Source organism: Pseudomonas sp. CNPSo 3701, assembly GCF_028674975.1.
In the GTDB taxonomy this organism is placed as follows: Bacteria; Pseudomonadota; Gammaproteobacteria; order Pseudomonadales; family Pseudomonadaceae; genus Aquipseudomonas; species Aquipseudomonas straminea.
Map to the genome: position 1 here is coordinate 210,968 of NZ_JAQZSI010000005.1, position 14,486 is coordinate 225,453.

The window sequence follows — 14,486 nt, forward strand, 5'->3', positions numbered from 1 at the left end:
ATCAGTTGCCCTCCCCGATCAGTTTTTCCTGACGCAGGAAATCGGCCGCCACTGCGGCAGGCGTCTCGCGATCCACGTCGACGCGAGCGTTGAGGCGACGCATGGTGGCGTCGTCCAGGCGCTCGGCCAGCGGCTTGAGCAACGCTTCGAGCTCCGGGTGCTGCTTGAGGTAGTCGGCATTGACCACCGGCGCGGCTGTGTAATCCGGGAAGTACTTGCGGTCATCCTCGAGCAGACGCAAGCCAAAGGAATCCAGGCGGCCGTCGGTGGTGTACACCAGGCCGACGAACACCTGGCCGTTGCGCAGCGCGGTGTAGACCAGCCCCGGGTCCATCTGGCGGATTTCGTCGCGCGTGAAGGTCAGGCCGTATTCTTGGACCAGGCCTTTCAGACCGTCGGAACGGTTGGCGAACTCGATGTCCAGCGCCAGCAGGCGGCTGCCCTTACCCGGTGTTTTCAGAGCGGCGGCCAGGTCGCTGATGGTGTGGATATCCGGGTGCTCCTCGGCGACCTTTTCCGGCAACGCCAGGGCATAGGTGTTGTTGAAGTTCGAGGGTGCCAGCCAGATCGCACCACTCTTGGCATCCAGCTCCTTGACACGCTGGTAGGCGGCGTCCTTGTCGAGGCGCTCGGTGACCTTGTTGAAGGCCACCAGCGAGGTGCCGGTGTATTCCCAGGTCAGGTCCAGCTGACCGCTCTTCATGCCGTTCCAGGCGATGGTGCTGCCCAGGTTGCCGACGATGCGCGGCTCATAGCCGTGGGGACGCAGGTACTGGGCGGTGAGTTCGGAGAGGATCACCTGCTCGGTGAACACCTTGGCACCGATACGAATTTCCGCAGCCTGGCTGGTCGCTGCCAGCAACAGGCCGAGGCAAAGAACGAGAGACTTCATTATCGTTTCCTTCAACGGACCACCCCCCGCTCGAACCAGAAGCGGCTGACGGCCGCCACCAGACCATCGAGCAGCAGCGCCAGCAAGGCGGTGGCGGCAGCGCCGAGAATCAGCAAAGGCTGGTCTTCGAGGGCAATGGCGGGAAAGATCAGGCTGCCCAGGCTGTTGGCGCCGATCAGGAACACCAGCGGCGCGGTGCCGACGTTCAGCGCCAGCGCCACGCGAATACCGCCGACGATGATCGGCACCGCATTGGGCAGCTCGACCTTCCACAGTGACTGGCGCGGCGTCATGCCGATGCCGGTGGCGGCTTCCGTCAGCGAGCTCGGCACGTTGCGCAGGCCTTCGTAGGTGTTGCGCACGATGGGCAGCAGCGAGGCCAGGAACAGCGCCAGGATCGCCGGGCCGTTACCGATGCCGACGATGGACAGGGCGATGGCCAGCACCGCCAGGGGCGGCACGGTGTTACCGACGTTGAAAACCTGCATGAAGCGCTCGGCACTGTGCTCGCGGCCGGGCCGACTGAGCAGGATGCCGGCGGGGATGCCGACCGCCAGGGCCGCCAGCATCGACACGAACACCAGGTACAGGTGTGCCTGCAGATAGAAAATGAGATCTTCACGGTGCTGCGCGAGCACCGCCGGGGTGATCCAGTGGACCAGCAAGGCCAGTACTGCGACCAGCGCAACAGCGCCCAGCAGCACCTTGCCGAAGCTTTTCAGCATATTGCGACTCCAGTTTACGACCGCCGTTGGCGTATCGACCCGACCGGACGCATTGCGCGTCGGTCTCTTCATGCCGGAGGCTGGGACATCGGTCGGCGATGTCCCGCATATCAAGGCTCAGGCGCCCTACAGCCCTCCGACCCACGCTTGATCGACCCGTGTTGCGCCGCTTCGGTTCCCCTCTTTTGCCATCGTTCTGCCATGGAACGGCATTCATCAGGCGCCACACATCTGGTTACAAGCCAGGTATGATCGGGCTTCCAGGGTGTCGCCGGGATGGCGAACACCAACGCTCAAAGGAGACCCCGTGCTCGACCTCGTCGCCGCCTTTATCGTCCTCACCACGCTGCTCACCTACGTTAATTACCGCTTTATCCGCCTGCCGCCGACCATCGGCGTGATGGCCACCGCGCTGATCTTCTCGCTGATCGCCCAGGGTCTGAGCCAGCTCGGTTACCCGCTGATCGAAATCGAGGCGCAGCAGATCATCCGCCGCATCGACTTCTCCGACATCCTGATGACCTGGTTCCTGCCGGCCCTGCTGTTCGCCGGCGCCTTGCACGTCGACCTGAGCGATCTGCGCAGCTACAAATGGCCCATAGGCCTGCTGGCCACCGTCGGTGTGCTGATCGCCACCAGTGTGATCGGTACCCTGGCGTTCTACATCTTCGCCCTGTTCGGCTGGCACGTGGACTTCATCTACTGCCTGCTGTTCGGCGCGCTGATCTCGCCCACCGACCCGATTGCGGTGATGGGCATCCTCAAGTCGGCCGGCGCACCCAAGCCGCTGGCCACCACCATCGTCGGCGAATCGCTGTTCAACGATGGCACCGCAGTGGTGGTGTTCACCATCCTGTTCGGCATCCTGCAACTGGGCAGCACGCCGACCCTGGGTACGGTGAGCTGGCTGTTCGTTCACGAGGCGGTGGGCGGTGTGCTGGTCGGCGCCGCGCTGGGCTATGGCGTGCTGCTGATGCTGCGCAGCATCGACCAGTACCAGGTCGAGGTGATGCTGACCCTGGCGCTGGTATTCGGCGGCGCGGCACTGGCGGCGCGGCTGCACGTCTCCGGGCCGATCGCCATGGTGGTGGCCGGCCTGATCATCGGCAACCTGGGGCGCAAGCACGCCATGTCGGACGAATCACGCCGCTACGTGGACGGTTTCTGGGAACTGATCGACGAGATTCTCAACGCCCTGCTATTCGCCCTGATCGGCCTGGAACTGCTGCTCCTGCCGTTCTCCTGGCTGCACATCATCGCCGCCTTCGTGCTAGGTGGCGCGGTGCTGGTAGCGCGCCTGCTGACCGTGGCGCCAGCGGTGTTCGTGATGCGCCGGCGTGCCGGCGGGCGCCGCCAGGTATCCCACGGGGCGATCCGCATCCTCACCTGGGGCGGGCTGCGCGGTGGTGTGTCGGTGGCCCTGGCGCTGTCACTGCCGCTGGGCGAGGAGCGCGACCTGCTGCTGAGCCTGACCTACATCGTCGTGCTCACCTCGATCCTGCTGCAGGGTTTGTCCATCGGCCCACTGGTCAGCCGGCTGTACCGTGACCAGCCCAAGGCAGCAGTCACGGATCACCACTGACGCAATCGGGGCGCGCAGATACGCGCCTCGTTCAGATACGTGACTCGAGCACCAGCAGGTTGTTTTCCACCCGCCAGCCGACGCGATTGAGAAAGCTCATGCCCAGCAGCGCCTCGCTCGGCGAGGCGCCTTCGAGCACCACCGCCTCGACACCCAGCACCTGCAGCGAGCCGACGCTGACCTTGTCGAGGGTCACCCGCCAGCCCTTGGCCGTGCCGCTGGCGGTGTTGACCTGAATCGGCTGGCCGCGGGTGCGATAGTCGATGCCCAGGCGGCGGGCATGATTTTCATTGAGGGCCACGGAGGTGGCGCCGGTATCGACCAGAAACTGCTGGGCGCGGCCATTGATCGCGCCTTCGGCCCAGTAGTGGCCGCCGTTGCTGCGAGCGATGCTGAGGGTCTGTTTCTGCGGCGCGGCGACGCCTGAGGTGTTGTATTCGCGGCTCAGGCCGTAACTGCGCTCCACACCGTCGACGCGCAGCACGGCGCTGCGGCTGTCGACACTGACCACCTGCACGCCGCCTGGGCCGGCCTGGCCGACGCGCACCAGCTTGCGCTGGCCGTCCACCGACAGCACCGCCGCACCGGGGAACAACCCGACCACCTGAACCGGCGTAGCAGCCAGCAGTAGCGGCGCGACCAACAGGCCTGCCATGACCATCATCACTCGACGCATCCGTGCCTCTCCCGGCTATTCGAAGGGGTAATGCTGGCCCCAACGCTCGAAAATCGCGCGCAGCTCGTCTTTCTCGACCAGCTCGGCCATGCGCTGATCGAACAGCTGGGCCAGCGCGCGGCCACGTGGTGTATCGGAAAAGCCGATATACAGCGGCAGGCGCAGCAGGTCGGTGGCACGGTATTTACCGGGCTGCTCGGCGCCGGCAAGCACCTGTTCGACCTCGGGGCGGGCGTCGATGTAGTAGTCGGCGTGGCCCTGATCGAGCATCGACAGGATACCGCTGCGCCGCTGCAATTCGTTGTAGTGGGTGAGGCCGGGAATATAGCGCTGATACTCGTAGCCGCGCATCCACACCAGGCGCGAGCGGCCGAGCTGGGCCTGATCGGGCTCAGGCTTGCTGGCAAGGCTCAGGGCGCTGATCAGGTCCGAGTCGTAATGCCAGGTCGGGTACACCACGCCGCCGCTGACTTCGTTCTGGTACGACGCTACCCAAGCGTCGGCTTCGCCGCGCTTCACCAGACCGATGGAACGGGTGTAGGGCACGATCTGCATGTCCAGCCTTACTCCGGCAGGCTCGAAGACCTTGCGCAGTACGTCCCAGGATAGGCCGGTGCCATCCGGGTTGATGCGGTCGATCCACACGTCGCTGGCCATGCGGATGCTGGCCGGCACCTGGTTGTCAGCCTGCGCGCAGAGGCTGAGCGACATCATCAGGGCCAACCACAGTCCGCGCATCATACCGTCTCCGGATCAGGCCAGGCCGATGCTGGCAGCCAGGCCATTGGCCCAGCCCCAGACCAGCAATTGCATGGCCAGCCAGGCGAACACCCCGGCCAGTACGTCGTCGAGCATGATGCCGAAGCCGCCGTGCACGTGGCGGTCGATCCAGCGAATTGGCCAGGGCTTGATGATGTCGAAGAAGCGGAACATCAGGAACCCCACCAGAATCCAGCCCCAGCCGTCGGGCACCAGCCACAGGGTGATCCACATGCCGACCATTTCGTCCCAAACGATGCCTTCGTGGTCGTGCACGCGCAGGTCGTCGGCCACCTTGCCGCACAACCAGGTACCGAACAGCATGGTGATGCCGAGCATCAGCCAATAGCCCCAGTCCGGCAGCATCTGCCACAAGGGAATGAATGGCACGGCCGCCAGCGAGCCCCAGGTACCAGGCGCCTTGGGCAGGGTGCCGGTACCGAAGCCAAAGGCCAGGAAATGCCAGGGGTTGCGCCACACGGAAGGTGGTACGAATTCGGCGGGGACTTGCTTGGGATGATCAGTCACGGTTCGATCCGAAATGTTGGTAGCCACTGTACCGTGGCTTGATGACGCGGCCTTCGGCGTCCAGAAGATGCACGCCCTGTCCGGCCTCGACGCGACCGATCACCCATACAGGCTGGCCCATGGCGCGCAGCACGTCCAGTTTCTCGGCAGGCAGGGTAAAGGCAAGCACATAGTCGTCGCCACCACCGAGCGCCAACTGGCGAGCCGCTTCGTCGCCCACGCAGGCTACCAGAGCCTTGCCCAGCGGTAGCTGCGCCTCTTCGATGAACAGAGCCACGCCGGACGCCTGGGCGATATGCCCGCAGTCGGCGAGCAGGCCGTCCGAGATATCCAGCGCCGCGGTAGCGAGGCCGCGCAGGGCCTGGCCGAGCTGTAGCTGCGGCGCCGGCGACCAGTAGTGGGCCAGCAGCTCGGCACTCTGCACCTGCTCGGCCCGCTCGCCGAGCACGAACGGCAGCGCGCCGGCGCCATTGCCAAGGGTACCGCCCACACAGAGCAGATCACCCGGGCGCGCGCCGGCGCGGGTCAGCGCCAGGCCGACGGGCACACGGCCGAATACGGTAAGGGTCAGGCTCAGCGGCCCTCGGGTGGTGTCGCCACCAACCAGGCTCACGCCACATTGACGCGCCATGCGCTCCAGCCCAGCCGTGAAGTCGGCCAGCCAGTCGGGGGAAACCTCGGGAAGGGTCAGTGCCAGCGTAAAGGCCAGGGGCGTTGCGCCCATGGCGGCCAGGTCACTGACCGAAACGGCCAGGGCACGCTGGCCAAGCAGCTCACTTGGCGCGTCGGCCGGAAAATGCACACCAGCTACCAGGGTGTCGGTGGACACTGCCAGCTGCTCGTCGGCCGGCATCTCGAGCAGGGCGCAGTCATCGCCGATTCCCAGCACCACACCATCGGCCGCCTGCGCACAGGCGGCTGCGGCGAAGTAGTGACGAATCAGCTCGAACTCGCCCAAGACACTCAGCGCTTGTTGAAGTCGCGGACTTCGTCGGCGCGCAGCGTCGGCGCCAGCTTGTCGAGCACGCCGTTGACGAACTTGTGACCGTCGGTGGCGCCGAACACCTTGGCGAGTTCGATGCCTTCGTTGATCACCACGCGGTACGGCACGTCGATGCGGTTACGCAGCTCGTAGGTGGACAGGCGCAGGATGGACAGCTCGACCGGGTCGATCTCGTCCAGCGGGCGGTCGAGCAGCGGCTCGAACAGGGCGTCGATCTCGCTCTTCTGGCGCGGCACGCCGTGCAGGATCTCGTGGAAATAGGCGCCGTCGACCGCACTGAAATCGTTGTCGACGCGAAACTGCGCTTCGATCTCGTTGAGCGCCTGGCCGGCGATATGCCAGGAGTACAGGGCCTGCATGGCCAGGGTGCGCGCCTGACGGCGAGCCAGCAGCTTGGGGCTTGGGCCTTTCTTGGCTGGCTTGTTGTCGTTCTGGCTCACTTGGCCTCCAACTGCGCCAGCAGGCTGACCATTTCCAGAGCGGAAAGCGCGGCTTCGGCGCCCTTGTTGCCGGCCTTGGTGCCGGAACGCTCGATGGCCTGCTCGATGGAATCGACGGTCAGCACGCCGAAGGCAACCGGTACGCCGAACTCCATGGACACCTGGGACAGACCCTTGGTGCACTCACCGGCCACATATTCGAAGTGCGGGGTGCCGCCGCGGATCACCGCGCCGAGGGCGATGATGGCGTTGAACTCGCCACGCTGGGCGACTTTCTGGGCAACCAGGGGGATTTCGAAGGCACCCGGTGCGCGGATGATGGTGATGTCGTCTTCGCTGATGCCGTGGCGAACCAGGGCGTCGACCGCGCCGCTGACCAGGCTTTCGACCACGAAGCTGTTGAAGCGGCCAACCACCAGGGCGAAGCGACCCTTGGGAGCGATGAAAGTACCTTCGATGGTCTTGAGTGTCATAGCGAGTTCTCGAGCTGTCTTTAAAGAGCCAGGGCCCGCCGCTGCAGGCCCCGAAAATATAGGCGATGGGGCGGAATCGGCCCATCGCGGTCGCCCCATTATTTGGGGGGCAGGTATTCTACAACTTCCAGGTCGAAACCGGATATCGCGTTGAACTTCATCGGTGCGCTCATCAGGCGCATCTTGCGCACGCCCAGATCACGCAGAATCTGCGAACCTGCGCCCACGGTGCTATAGGTACTCGGCGCCTTGGCCGTGGTGTTGCCGCCCGCTTCGCGGATATGCGCCAGCACTTCGTCGCCGCCCAGGGAATGGCCGAGCAACAGCACCACGCCGCTGCCGGCCTCGGCCACTTCGGTCATCGCCGCACGCAGGCTCCAGCGGCCCGGCTGACGAACCATCAGAAGGTCGCGCATCGGGTCCATGTTGTGCACGCGCACCAGGGTCGGCTCTTCGGCGCAGATGGTGCCCAGGGTCACGGCCATGTGCACGTCGCCTTCCACCGAGTCGCGGTAGGTCACCAGGTTGAAGTGGCCGACCTCGCTGTCCAGCGGCTGTTCGGCGATGCGCTGCACGGTGCGCTCATGGAGCATGCGGTAGTGGATCAGGTCGGCGATGGTGCCGATCTTGATGCCGTGCTTGGCGGCGAACTCTTCCAGTTCCGGACGGCGGGCCATGGTGCCGTCGTCGTTCATGATCTCGCAGATCACCCCGCTCGGCTCATAACCGCCCATGCGCGCCAGATCGCAGGCCGCTTCGGTGTGGCCGGCACGAGCCAGCACGCCGCCGGGCTGGGCCATCAGCGGGAAGATGTGGCCGGGGCTGACGATGTCTTCGGCCACCGCGTTCTTGGCCGCCGCGGCCTGCACGGTGCGCGCGCGGTCGGCGGCGGAAATGCCGGTGGTCACACCCTCGGCCGCTTCAATGGACACGGTGAATTTGGTGCCGAAGCCGGAGCCGTTGCGCGGCGCCATCAGCGGCAGCTTGAGGGTTTCGCAGCGCTCGCGGGTCATCGGCATGCAGATCAGGCCACGGGCGAAGCGGGCCATGAAGTTGATGTGCTCGGCGGTCACGCATTCGGAGGCGATGATCAGGTCGCCTTCGTTCTCGCGATCTTCGTCATCCATGAGGATGACCATCTTGCCGGCGCGGATGTCTTCGACCAGCTCTTCGATACTGTTGAGTGCCATGGTGGCGGTGTCCTTAATGCTTCAGGTAGCCGTGTTCGGCGAGAAAACCTTCGGTCAGCCCGGAGCTGCTCGGCTCGGCAGCCTTGTCACCGAGCAGCAGACGCTCCAGGTAACGGGCCAGCAGATCGACCTCCAGATTGACCCGACGCCCGGCGTGGTAGTCGGCCATGATGGTTTCAGCCAGGGTGTGCGGCACGATGGTCAGCTCGAACTCGGCGCCATCGACGGCGTTGACCGTCAGGCTGGTGCCATCGACGGTGATCGAGCCCTTGTGAGCGATGTACTTGGCCAGCTCGCGCGGCGCGCGCACCTTGAACTGGATGGCGCGGGCGTTCTCCTCACGGGAGACGATCTCGCCAACGCCGTCGACGTGCCCGCTGACCAGGTGGCCACCCAGGCGCGTGGTCGGTGTCAGGGCCTTTTCCAGGTTGACCCGGCTGCCGGTCTTCAGGTCGACGAAGGCGGTACGCGCCAGGGTTTCGCGGCTGACATCGGCCCAGAAGCCGTCGCCCGGCAGCTCGACGGCGGTCAGGCACACGCCGTTGACCGCGATGCTGTCGCCCAGGACGACGTCACCCAGATCCAGCTTGCCGGTCTTCACGTATACGCGTACGTCACCGCCCTTGGGGGTGATGGCGGCAATGCTGCCGATGGATGCGATGATTCCGGTGAACATAAAGGCTCCTCGTCAGACCGGCAATTCTTTGAGTTTGCGCAGCGTGTCGGCGCAAGTGCGCGCCGCTTCGGCGCCCTTGACCAGAAAATGCTCGCGGAAGAACGTCTGATGCTCTTCGCCGGCATGGAAATGATGAGGCGTGAGCACCGCCGAGAACACCGGCACGTCGGTGTCCAGTTGCACCTGCATCAGGCCCTCGATCACCGCCTGGGCGACGAACTCGTGGCGGTAGATACCACCGTCGACCACCAACCCGGCAGCGACGATACCGGCGTAGCGGCCGCTTTTGGCCAGGCGCTTGGCGTGCAGAGGGATTTCGAAGGCGCCGCCGACTTCGAAGCAATCGATTTCGCTGGCCGCGTAACCCTGGCGCTGCATTTCTTCGATGAAAGCGTGCCGCGACTGATCGACGATTTCGCGGTGCCAGCAGGCCTGCACGAAGGCGACCCGGCGTACGCTGTTAGAGGTGGACATGTTCGACTCCTGTTTATGGTTAAAACAGGGCAGCTTGGATCGATAGGGATGGTACGGACATGCAGCAGCCGGAAGGCCACCTGACCAGGCAATCCCGCTCTCTCTTCATCCGGACTATACCGTCGGCTCCGGAATCGCACCGGATCTGCTCGTCCCCGGGCGGCTGGTGCCGTACCGGGCGCTCGCGGGCTAGGTAGAACCTGAGTTTAGATCTCGTGAGCTAGCGCCAGACAAGGCGAAATTGGGCGAGGGCACGGAGTTTACAGGCTGTAAATGAGCAGCCCGAGCCCAATTTCAACGCCGTATGGCCGACGCGCAGCAGATCTAAAACAGGTTCTTGGCACCATTACCGCCGGTGGGGAATTACACCCCGCCCTGAGAACGTGTGGCTGCGTGTCGCAGCCGACAGGCGTTTTACCACAGATGCTGCGCTAGCGCACGGCGGCCATGCCCAAGAGGCTGTTCACGACCTTCGCGCCGGGCTTTATCTATTTGACGGCAATGCGGCGGAACGGGCGCTCCCCGATCCACTGTGGGAGCGCGCCATGCGTGCGAAAAGTCGCGGGCATGGCCCGCTCCCACAGATACTGCGCCGATGGCCGCTTTTGCCTCGTAGCCGCCCGTACGTATGCCCAGAAAGATCGCGAACAGGCTACAAGCTGTGCGTTCAGCTCGCGCGATCAGGCACGGCGATGATGCGCCAGTCGTCGCCCACGGCACGCATGTTGACGATCTTCAGGGCTGGCGCTTCGGCCATACGCGCCAGCGGCAGGTCGAGCAGCGGCCGCGCGCTGGAGCCGAGGAACTTGGGCGCAACGAACAGTTGGTACTCGTCGACCAGCCCCAGCCGGGCAAAGGCGCCCGCCAGTTTCGGCCCGGCCTCGACCAGCACTTCGTTGGCGCCACGCGCGGCCAGCTCCAGCAGCAACTTACGCAGATCGACATGACCGTTGCTGCCGGGCATGGCCAGCAGCTCGTGGCCGTCATCCAAATAACGGCAGCGCGAGGTGGCCGCTGCGCAGGTGGCGACCAGCGCCGGGCCTGCCTGGAAGAACGGCGCGCTGAGCGGCACCCGCAGGCGCCCATCGACCAGCACGCGCAGCGGCGGCCGCGCCTGGGCCAGTGCAGTCAGCTCGGCGCCCAGGCCCAGTTCGTCCGGGCGTACGGTCAGCCGCGCGCCATCGGCCAGCAGGGTATCGGCGCCGCTGAGCACCACGCTGGAACGCGCACGCAGGCGCTGCACCGCGGCACGCGCCGCCGGCCCGGTGATCCATTGGCTTTCGCCACTGGCCATGGCGGTGCGCCCGTCCAGGCTCATCGCCAATTTCACACGCACCAGCGGCAGGCCGGTTTCCATACGCTTGATAAAGCCCGCATTCAGCGCCCGCGCCTCGGCCTCCAGCACGCCGCCCTGCACGGCGATGCCGGCATTCATCAAGCGCAGCAGGCCGCGCCCGGCGACTTCCGGATTAGGGTCCTGCATGGCGGCGACCACGCGGGTGATGCCGGCGGCGATCAGTGCATCGGCGCACGGCGGCGTACGCCCGTGGTGGCTGCACGGCTCCAAGGTCACGTAGGCGGTAGCACCACGGGCCTTGTCACCGGCCTGGCGCAGCGCATGAACCTCGGCATGGGGCTCGCCGGCCTTGGCGTGCCAGCCTTCGCCGACGATCTTGCCGTCGCGCACGATCACGCAGCCGACACGGGGATTGGGGTGGGTGGAATACAGACCCTTGCGCGCCAGTTCGAGGGCGCGCGCCATGTAGGCGTGATCGCTGTTGCTCATCTCAATCCTGATTCGGCTCGCGGGAAAGACGGTCGATTTCCTCGCGGAATTCGTTGAGGTCCTGGAAGCGGCGGTACACCGAGGCGAAGCGGATATAGGCCACTTCATCAAGCTTCTGCAGTTCGGTCATCACCAGCTCGCCGAGCACCAGTGACTTGACTTCGCGCTCGCCGGTGGCGCGCAACCGATGCTTGATATGGGCGATGGCCGCTTCCAGCCGCTCGACGCTCACCGGGCGTTTTTCCAGTGCACGCTGCATGCCGGCACGCAGCTTGTCTTCGTCGAAGGGCTGGCGGCTGCCGTCCTGCTTGATCAGGCGCGGCATCACCAGCTCGGCGGTTTCGAAGGTGGTGAAGCGCTCGCCGCAGGCCAGGCATTCGCGGCGGCGACGCACCTGATCACCCTCGGCGACCAGACGCGAATCGATGACTTTGGTGTCGTTGGCGGAGCAGAACGGGCAGTGCATGGCGGGAAACGGTCACTGGCAGGAAAGCCCGCATGGTAGCGCATCAACACCTTCTGGCGCCAAGCGCACCAGAGCGGGCGCTTTCCTTTGCATTCACCGCCGGCTCTAGCGAGAATCCGGGGCATTGCCCGCCCTTCAGGATCATCCGATGCCACTGCGCCCGCTCGCCCCGCTCTGCCTTGCCGCCCTGCTCGCCGCCTGCGCAGGCGAAGCACCACCGCCTGCTCCTGCCCCGGTACCGCCAGTGGTGAAGAAGGAAGAGCCCGCGCCACTGCCGGCCCATCTGCGCGAACTCACCGGCACCCTGCTGGACGTGCCCGCCGGCGCCGAGGTGGAACTAGCGCTGCTGACCATCAACGATCGCGGCCTGCCCCACAAGCTGCTCGGCAATATCCAGCTGCGTGGCACCGGCGCGCCGCTGCCGTTCAGCCTGCCGTTCAACCCGGAGAACTTCAATCAGGGCATCCGCGTGGAGCTGCGTGGGCGCGTGCATCAATCCGCCAAGCTGGTGCTGCACATGCCCAACCAGCTGATCCGTGAGCCGCAAAGCCAGTCGCTCGGCGAGATCCGCGTGACGCCGGCGCTGTGACCCCACCACCACACCTGCAGGCCGCGCTGGGTGAACTGCTCGGCGATGCCCGGCTGACTACCACCACGCTGCCGGGCAGCGATGTGCGCCTATGGCTGATCGACCCGGCCAATATGGACCGCTGCTTCAGTCCCGAGGAAACCCGGCGCATTCTCGAAGAACCGCCGTACTGGTGCTTCTGCTGGGCCAGTGGCCTGGTGCTGGTCGACTGGCTGGCGCGCCACCCCGAGTGGGTGCGCGGCAAGCGGGTGCTGGACCTGGGCACAGGCTCGGGCGTCGCCGCGATCGCGGCCGCCCGCGCCGGCGCTGCCCAAGTGGTGGCCTGCGACCTGGACCCACTGGCGCTGGCGGCCTGCCGCGCCAACGCCGCGCTCAATGGCGTGGAACTGGCCTATTCCAGCGACCTGTTCAGCGAGCCGCGCGACTATGACCTGGCCATCGTCGCCGACGTGCTTTACGACCGCAGTAACCTGCCCCTGCTCGACCGCGTGCTGGAACATGCCCGCGAAGTGCTGGTAGCCGACTCCCGAGTGCGCGATTTCAATCATCCGCGCTATCGGCGCATCGCCGGGCTGGAGGGGTGTACCTGGCCCGACCTGGCCGAGCCGGAAACCTTCCGTCACGTCAGCCTGTATCACGCTGCCACAGCCCCCTTGTAGCCTTGCAGCGGCGCCCACATTTATAGTCACACCCATTTTCGCCCGGACAGAGACCGACCATGAGCGACTCCCCCTACATCTTCGATATCAATGGCGCCGCCCAATTTGAGCAACTGGTGATCGAGAACTCGTTCAACAAACCGGTGCTCGTCGATTTCTGGGCCGAGTGGTGCGCACCCTGCAAGGCGCTGATGCCGGTACTGGCGCAGATCACCGAGGGCTACGCGGGCGAGCTGCTGCTGGCCAAGGTCAACTGCGATATCGAGCAGGACATCGTCGCGCGCTTCGGCATTCGCAGCCTGCCGACCGTGGTGCTGTTCAAGAACGGCCAGCCGGTCGACGGCTTCCAGGGCGCTCAACCGGAGTCGGCGATTCGCGCCCTGCTGCAGCCCCACGTCGCTGAGCCACCGGCGCCCCAGGCCGACCTGCTGGAAGTGGCACAAAACGCTTTCGCCGACGGCCGCATCGGTGAAGCCGAAGCCGCGCTCAAGGAACTGCTGACGGAAAACAACGAGAACGCCGCCGCGCTGATTCTCTACGCCCGCTGCGTGGCCGAACGTGGCGAGCTGAACGAGGCCGAGCAGGTGCTGGGCGCCGTGAAAGGTGATGAGCACAAGCAGGCACTTGCCGGTGCCCGTGCGCAGATCACCTTCCTGCGCCAGGCCGCCGACCTGCCGGACGCCGCCACGCTGAAAAGCCGCCTGGCGCAGAACGGCGAGGACGACGAAGCGGCTTATCAGCTGGCCATCCAGCAACTCGCCCGCCAGCAATACGAGCCGGCGCTGGATGGCCTGCTGAAGCTGTTCGTGCGCAATCGCAATTACGCCGACGGCCTGCCACACAAGACCGTGCTGCAGGTATTCGACCTGCTCGGCAACGACAATCCGCTGGTCACCACCTACCGTCGTCGGGTGTATCAGGCGCTGTACTGAGGACACCTGTCCACGATCTTCTTGCCGGACTTTAGCTATTTTGACTGCAACGCGGGGGTAGCAGGCATCGGCGCAGTATCTGTGGGAGCGGGCCATGCCCGCGAAAAATCACGGGCATGGCCCGTTCCCACGGGTAAAACAACAATGTCTGCTTTCGCCTAGTAGTTGCCCGTACGCATGCTCAGATTACCCAGGCAGCTGACCTACACCTCTCCCACCCAACAATAAACCGGCGCATCGGCGCCGGTCTCCATGCGCACCTGATCACAATGGCGCAGGCGAACCAGCAGGCGCTTGCCCGCCACCTCCCCGCCGGCCAGCGCCGCCAGTTGCGCCATGAGCTGCGGCCCCTCGATACGCCCGGCGCGGCGCAGCAACTCCAGCACCGTCTGCCACTGAGCATCCTGATCGGCCTGCGCTGGGGCTGAGGTGGCTGTCGCCGGGCTCTGCGCAGACGCCACCGGCACAGCAGCCGCCAGCTGCGCCCAATCCTGAGGGTCCAGCTCCACCGTCAGGTCCACCGGCCAATCACCGATCCGCCCACGAATACGCACCATATCTGCCTCCACCCAAATCGACGCGCCATGCTCCCACGACCAGGCGGGCAAACCAAGGAGGCTCTACCAAGGAGCATAA

At 65.4% G+C, this 14,486-nt stretch carries 18 protein-coding genes; 4 read left to right on the forward strand and 14 right to left on the reverse strand.

Annotation, left to right across the window (positions count from 1 at the left end):
- Position 1 precedes the first annotated feature (1 nt).
- Positions 2–892, reverse strand: a complete 891-nt coding sequence (locus PVA39_RS17615) for a glycine betaine ABC transporter substrate-binding protein (protein WP_274125158.1) — start codon at positions 890–892, stop codon at positions 2–4.
- Positions 893–903: 11 nt separating this feature from the next.
- Positions 904–1,617 (reverse strand): ABC transporter permease, encoded by a 714-nt coding sequence (locus PVA39_RS17620; RefSeq protein WP_274125159.1) that lies wholly within the window; start codon positions 1,615–1,617, stop codon positions 904–906.
- A 307-nt stretch (positions 1,618–1,924) separates the two neighbouring features.
- Between PVA39_RS17620 and PVA39_RS17625 the strand changes: the two genes are divergently transcribed.
- On the forward strand, positions 1,925–3,199 hold the full coding sequence (locus PVA39_RS17625) for a cation:proton antiporter (protein ID WP_274125160.1): 1,275 nt from the start codon (positions 1,925–1,927) through the stop codon (positions 3,197–3,199).
- Between the two features lie 31 nt (positions 3,200–3,230).
- On the opposite strand, the gene PVA39_RS17630 is transcribed toward PVA39_RS17625, so the two are convergent.
- The 11 genes from PVA39_RS17630 to nrdR all read right to left on the reverse strand — a co-directional run bounded on the left by PVA39_RS17630 (position 3,231) and on the right by nrdR (position 11,670).
- Positions 3,231–3,875: a retropepsin-like aspartic protease family protein gene (locus tag PVA39_RS17630; RefSeq protein WP_274125161.1), complete on the reverse strand. Its 645-nt coding sequence runs from the start codon at positions 3,873–3,875 to the stop codon at positions 3,231–3,233.
- Positions 3,876–3,890: 15 nt separating this feature from the next.
- Complete coding sequence (locus tag PVA39_RS17635; RefSeq protein WP_274125182.1) at positions 3,891–4,613, reverse strand: substrate-binding periplasmic protein; 723 nt, start codon at positions 4,611–4,613, stop codon at positions 3,891–3,893.
- Positions 4,614–4,628: 15 nt separating this feature from the next.
- Positions 4,629–5,162, reverse strand: a complete 534-nt coding sequence (locus PVA39_RS17640) for a phosphatidylglycerophosphatase A family protein (protein ID WP_274125162.1) — start codon at positions 5,160–5,162, stop codon at positions 4,629–4,631.
- Complete coding sequence (thiL, locus tag PVA39_RS17645) at positions 5,155–6,120, reverse strand: thiamine-phosphate kinase (protein WP_274125164.1); 966 nt, start codon at positions 6,118–6,120, stop codon at positions 5,155–5,157. Before thiL ends, PVA39_RS17640 begins: the two co-directional genes overlap by 8 nt.
- Positions 6,121–6,125: 5 nt before the next feature.
- The gene (nusB, locus tag PVA39_RS17650) at positions 6,126–6,605 is read right to left on the reverse strand and encodes a transcription antitermination factor NusB (protein ID WP_013789800.1); all 480 of its coding nucleotides are present in this window, start codon (positions 6,603–6,605) and stop codon (positions 6,126–6,128) included.
- The gene (gene ribH / locus PVA39_RS17655) at positions 6,602–7,078 is read right to left on the reverse strand and encodes a 6,7-dimethyl-8-ribityllumazine synthase (protein ID WP_013789799.1); all 477 of its coding nucleotides are present in this window, start codon (positions 7,076–7,078) and stop codon (positions 6,602–6,604) included. Before ribH ends, nusB begins: the two co-directional genes overlap by 4 nt.
- Before the next feature lie 98 nt (positions 7,079–7,176).
- Entirely contained in the window at positions 7,177–8,268 is a 1,092-nt protein-coding gene (gene ribBA / locus PVA39_RS17660; protein ID WP_274125165.1) for a bifunctional 3,4-dihydroxy-2-butanone-4-phosphate synthase/GTP cyclohydrolase II, read from the reverse strand.
- A gap of 13 nt (positions 8,269–8,281) precedes the next feature.
- Positions 8,282–8,944, reverse strand: a complete 663-nt coding sequence (locus PVA39_RS17665) for a riboflavin synthase (RefSeq protein WP_147176954.1) — start codon at positions 8,942–8,944, stop codon at positions 8,282–8,284.
- Between the two features lie 12 nt (positions 8,945–8,956).
- A complete protein-coding gene (locus PVA39_RS17670; protein ID WP_027909461.1) occupies positions 8,957–9,418 on the reverse strand; it encodes a 6,7-dimethyl-8-ribityllumazine synthase in 462 nt (153 codons plus the stop codon).
- 667 nt (positions 9,419–10,085) lie between these two features.
- A complete protein-coding gene (ribD, locus tag PVA39_RS17675) occupies positions 10,086–11,204 on the reverse strand; it encodes a bifunctional diaminohydroxyphosphoribosylaminopyrimidine deaminase/5-amino-6-(5-phosphoribosylamino)uracil reductase RibD (RefSeq protein WP_274125166.1) in 1,119 nt (372 codons plus the stop codon).
- A gap of 1 nt (position 11,205) precedes the next feature.
- A complete protein-coding gene (gene nrdR / locus PVA39_RS17680) occupies positions 11,206–11,670 on the reverse strand; it encodes a transcriptional regulator NrdR (protein WP_013789794.1) in 465 nt (154 codons plus the stop codon).
- Between the two features lie 148 nt (positions 11,671–11,818).
- Here nrdR and PVA39_RS17685 point away from each other — a divergent pair, with 148 nt between their 5' ends.
- The 3 genes from PVA39_RS17685 to trxA are packed head-to-tail and all read left to right on the forward strand — an operon-like array spanning position 11,819 to position 13,850.
- A complete protein-coding gene (locus PVA39_RS17685) occupies positions 11,819–12,259 on the forward strand; it encodes a YbaY family lipoprotein (protein ID WP_093505528.1) in 441 nt (146 codons plus the stop codon).
- Entirely contained in the window at positions 12,256–12,918 is a 663-nt protein-coding gene (locus PVA39_RS17690; protein ID WP_274125167.1) for a 50S ribosomal protein L11 methyltransferase, read from the forward strand. The genes PVA39_RS17685 and PVA39_RS17690 overlap by 4 nt, the downstream gene beginning before the upstream one ends.
- Before the next feature lie 59 nt (positions 12,919–12,977).
- The gene (gene trxA / locus PVA39_RS17695) at positions 12,978–13,850 is read left to right on the forward strand and encodes a thioredoxin (RefSeq protein ID WP_274125168.1); all 873 of its coding nucleotides are present in this window, start codon (positions 12,978–12,980) and stop codon (positions 13,848–13,850) included.
- Between the two features lie 203 nt (positions 13,851–14,053).
- On the opposite strand, the gene PVA39_RS17700 is transcribed toward trxA, so the two are convergent.
- Complete coding sequence (locus PVA39_RS17700) at positions 14,054–14,407, reverse strand: hypothetical protein (protein WP_274125169.1); 354 nt, start codon at positions 14,405–14,407, stop codon at positions 14,054–14,056.
- Positions 14,408–14,486: the final 79 nt, after the last annotated feature.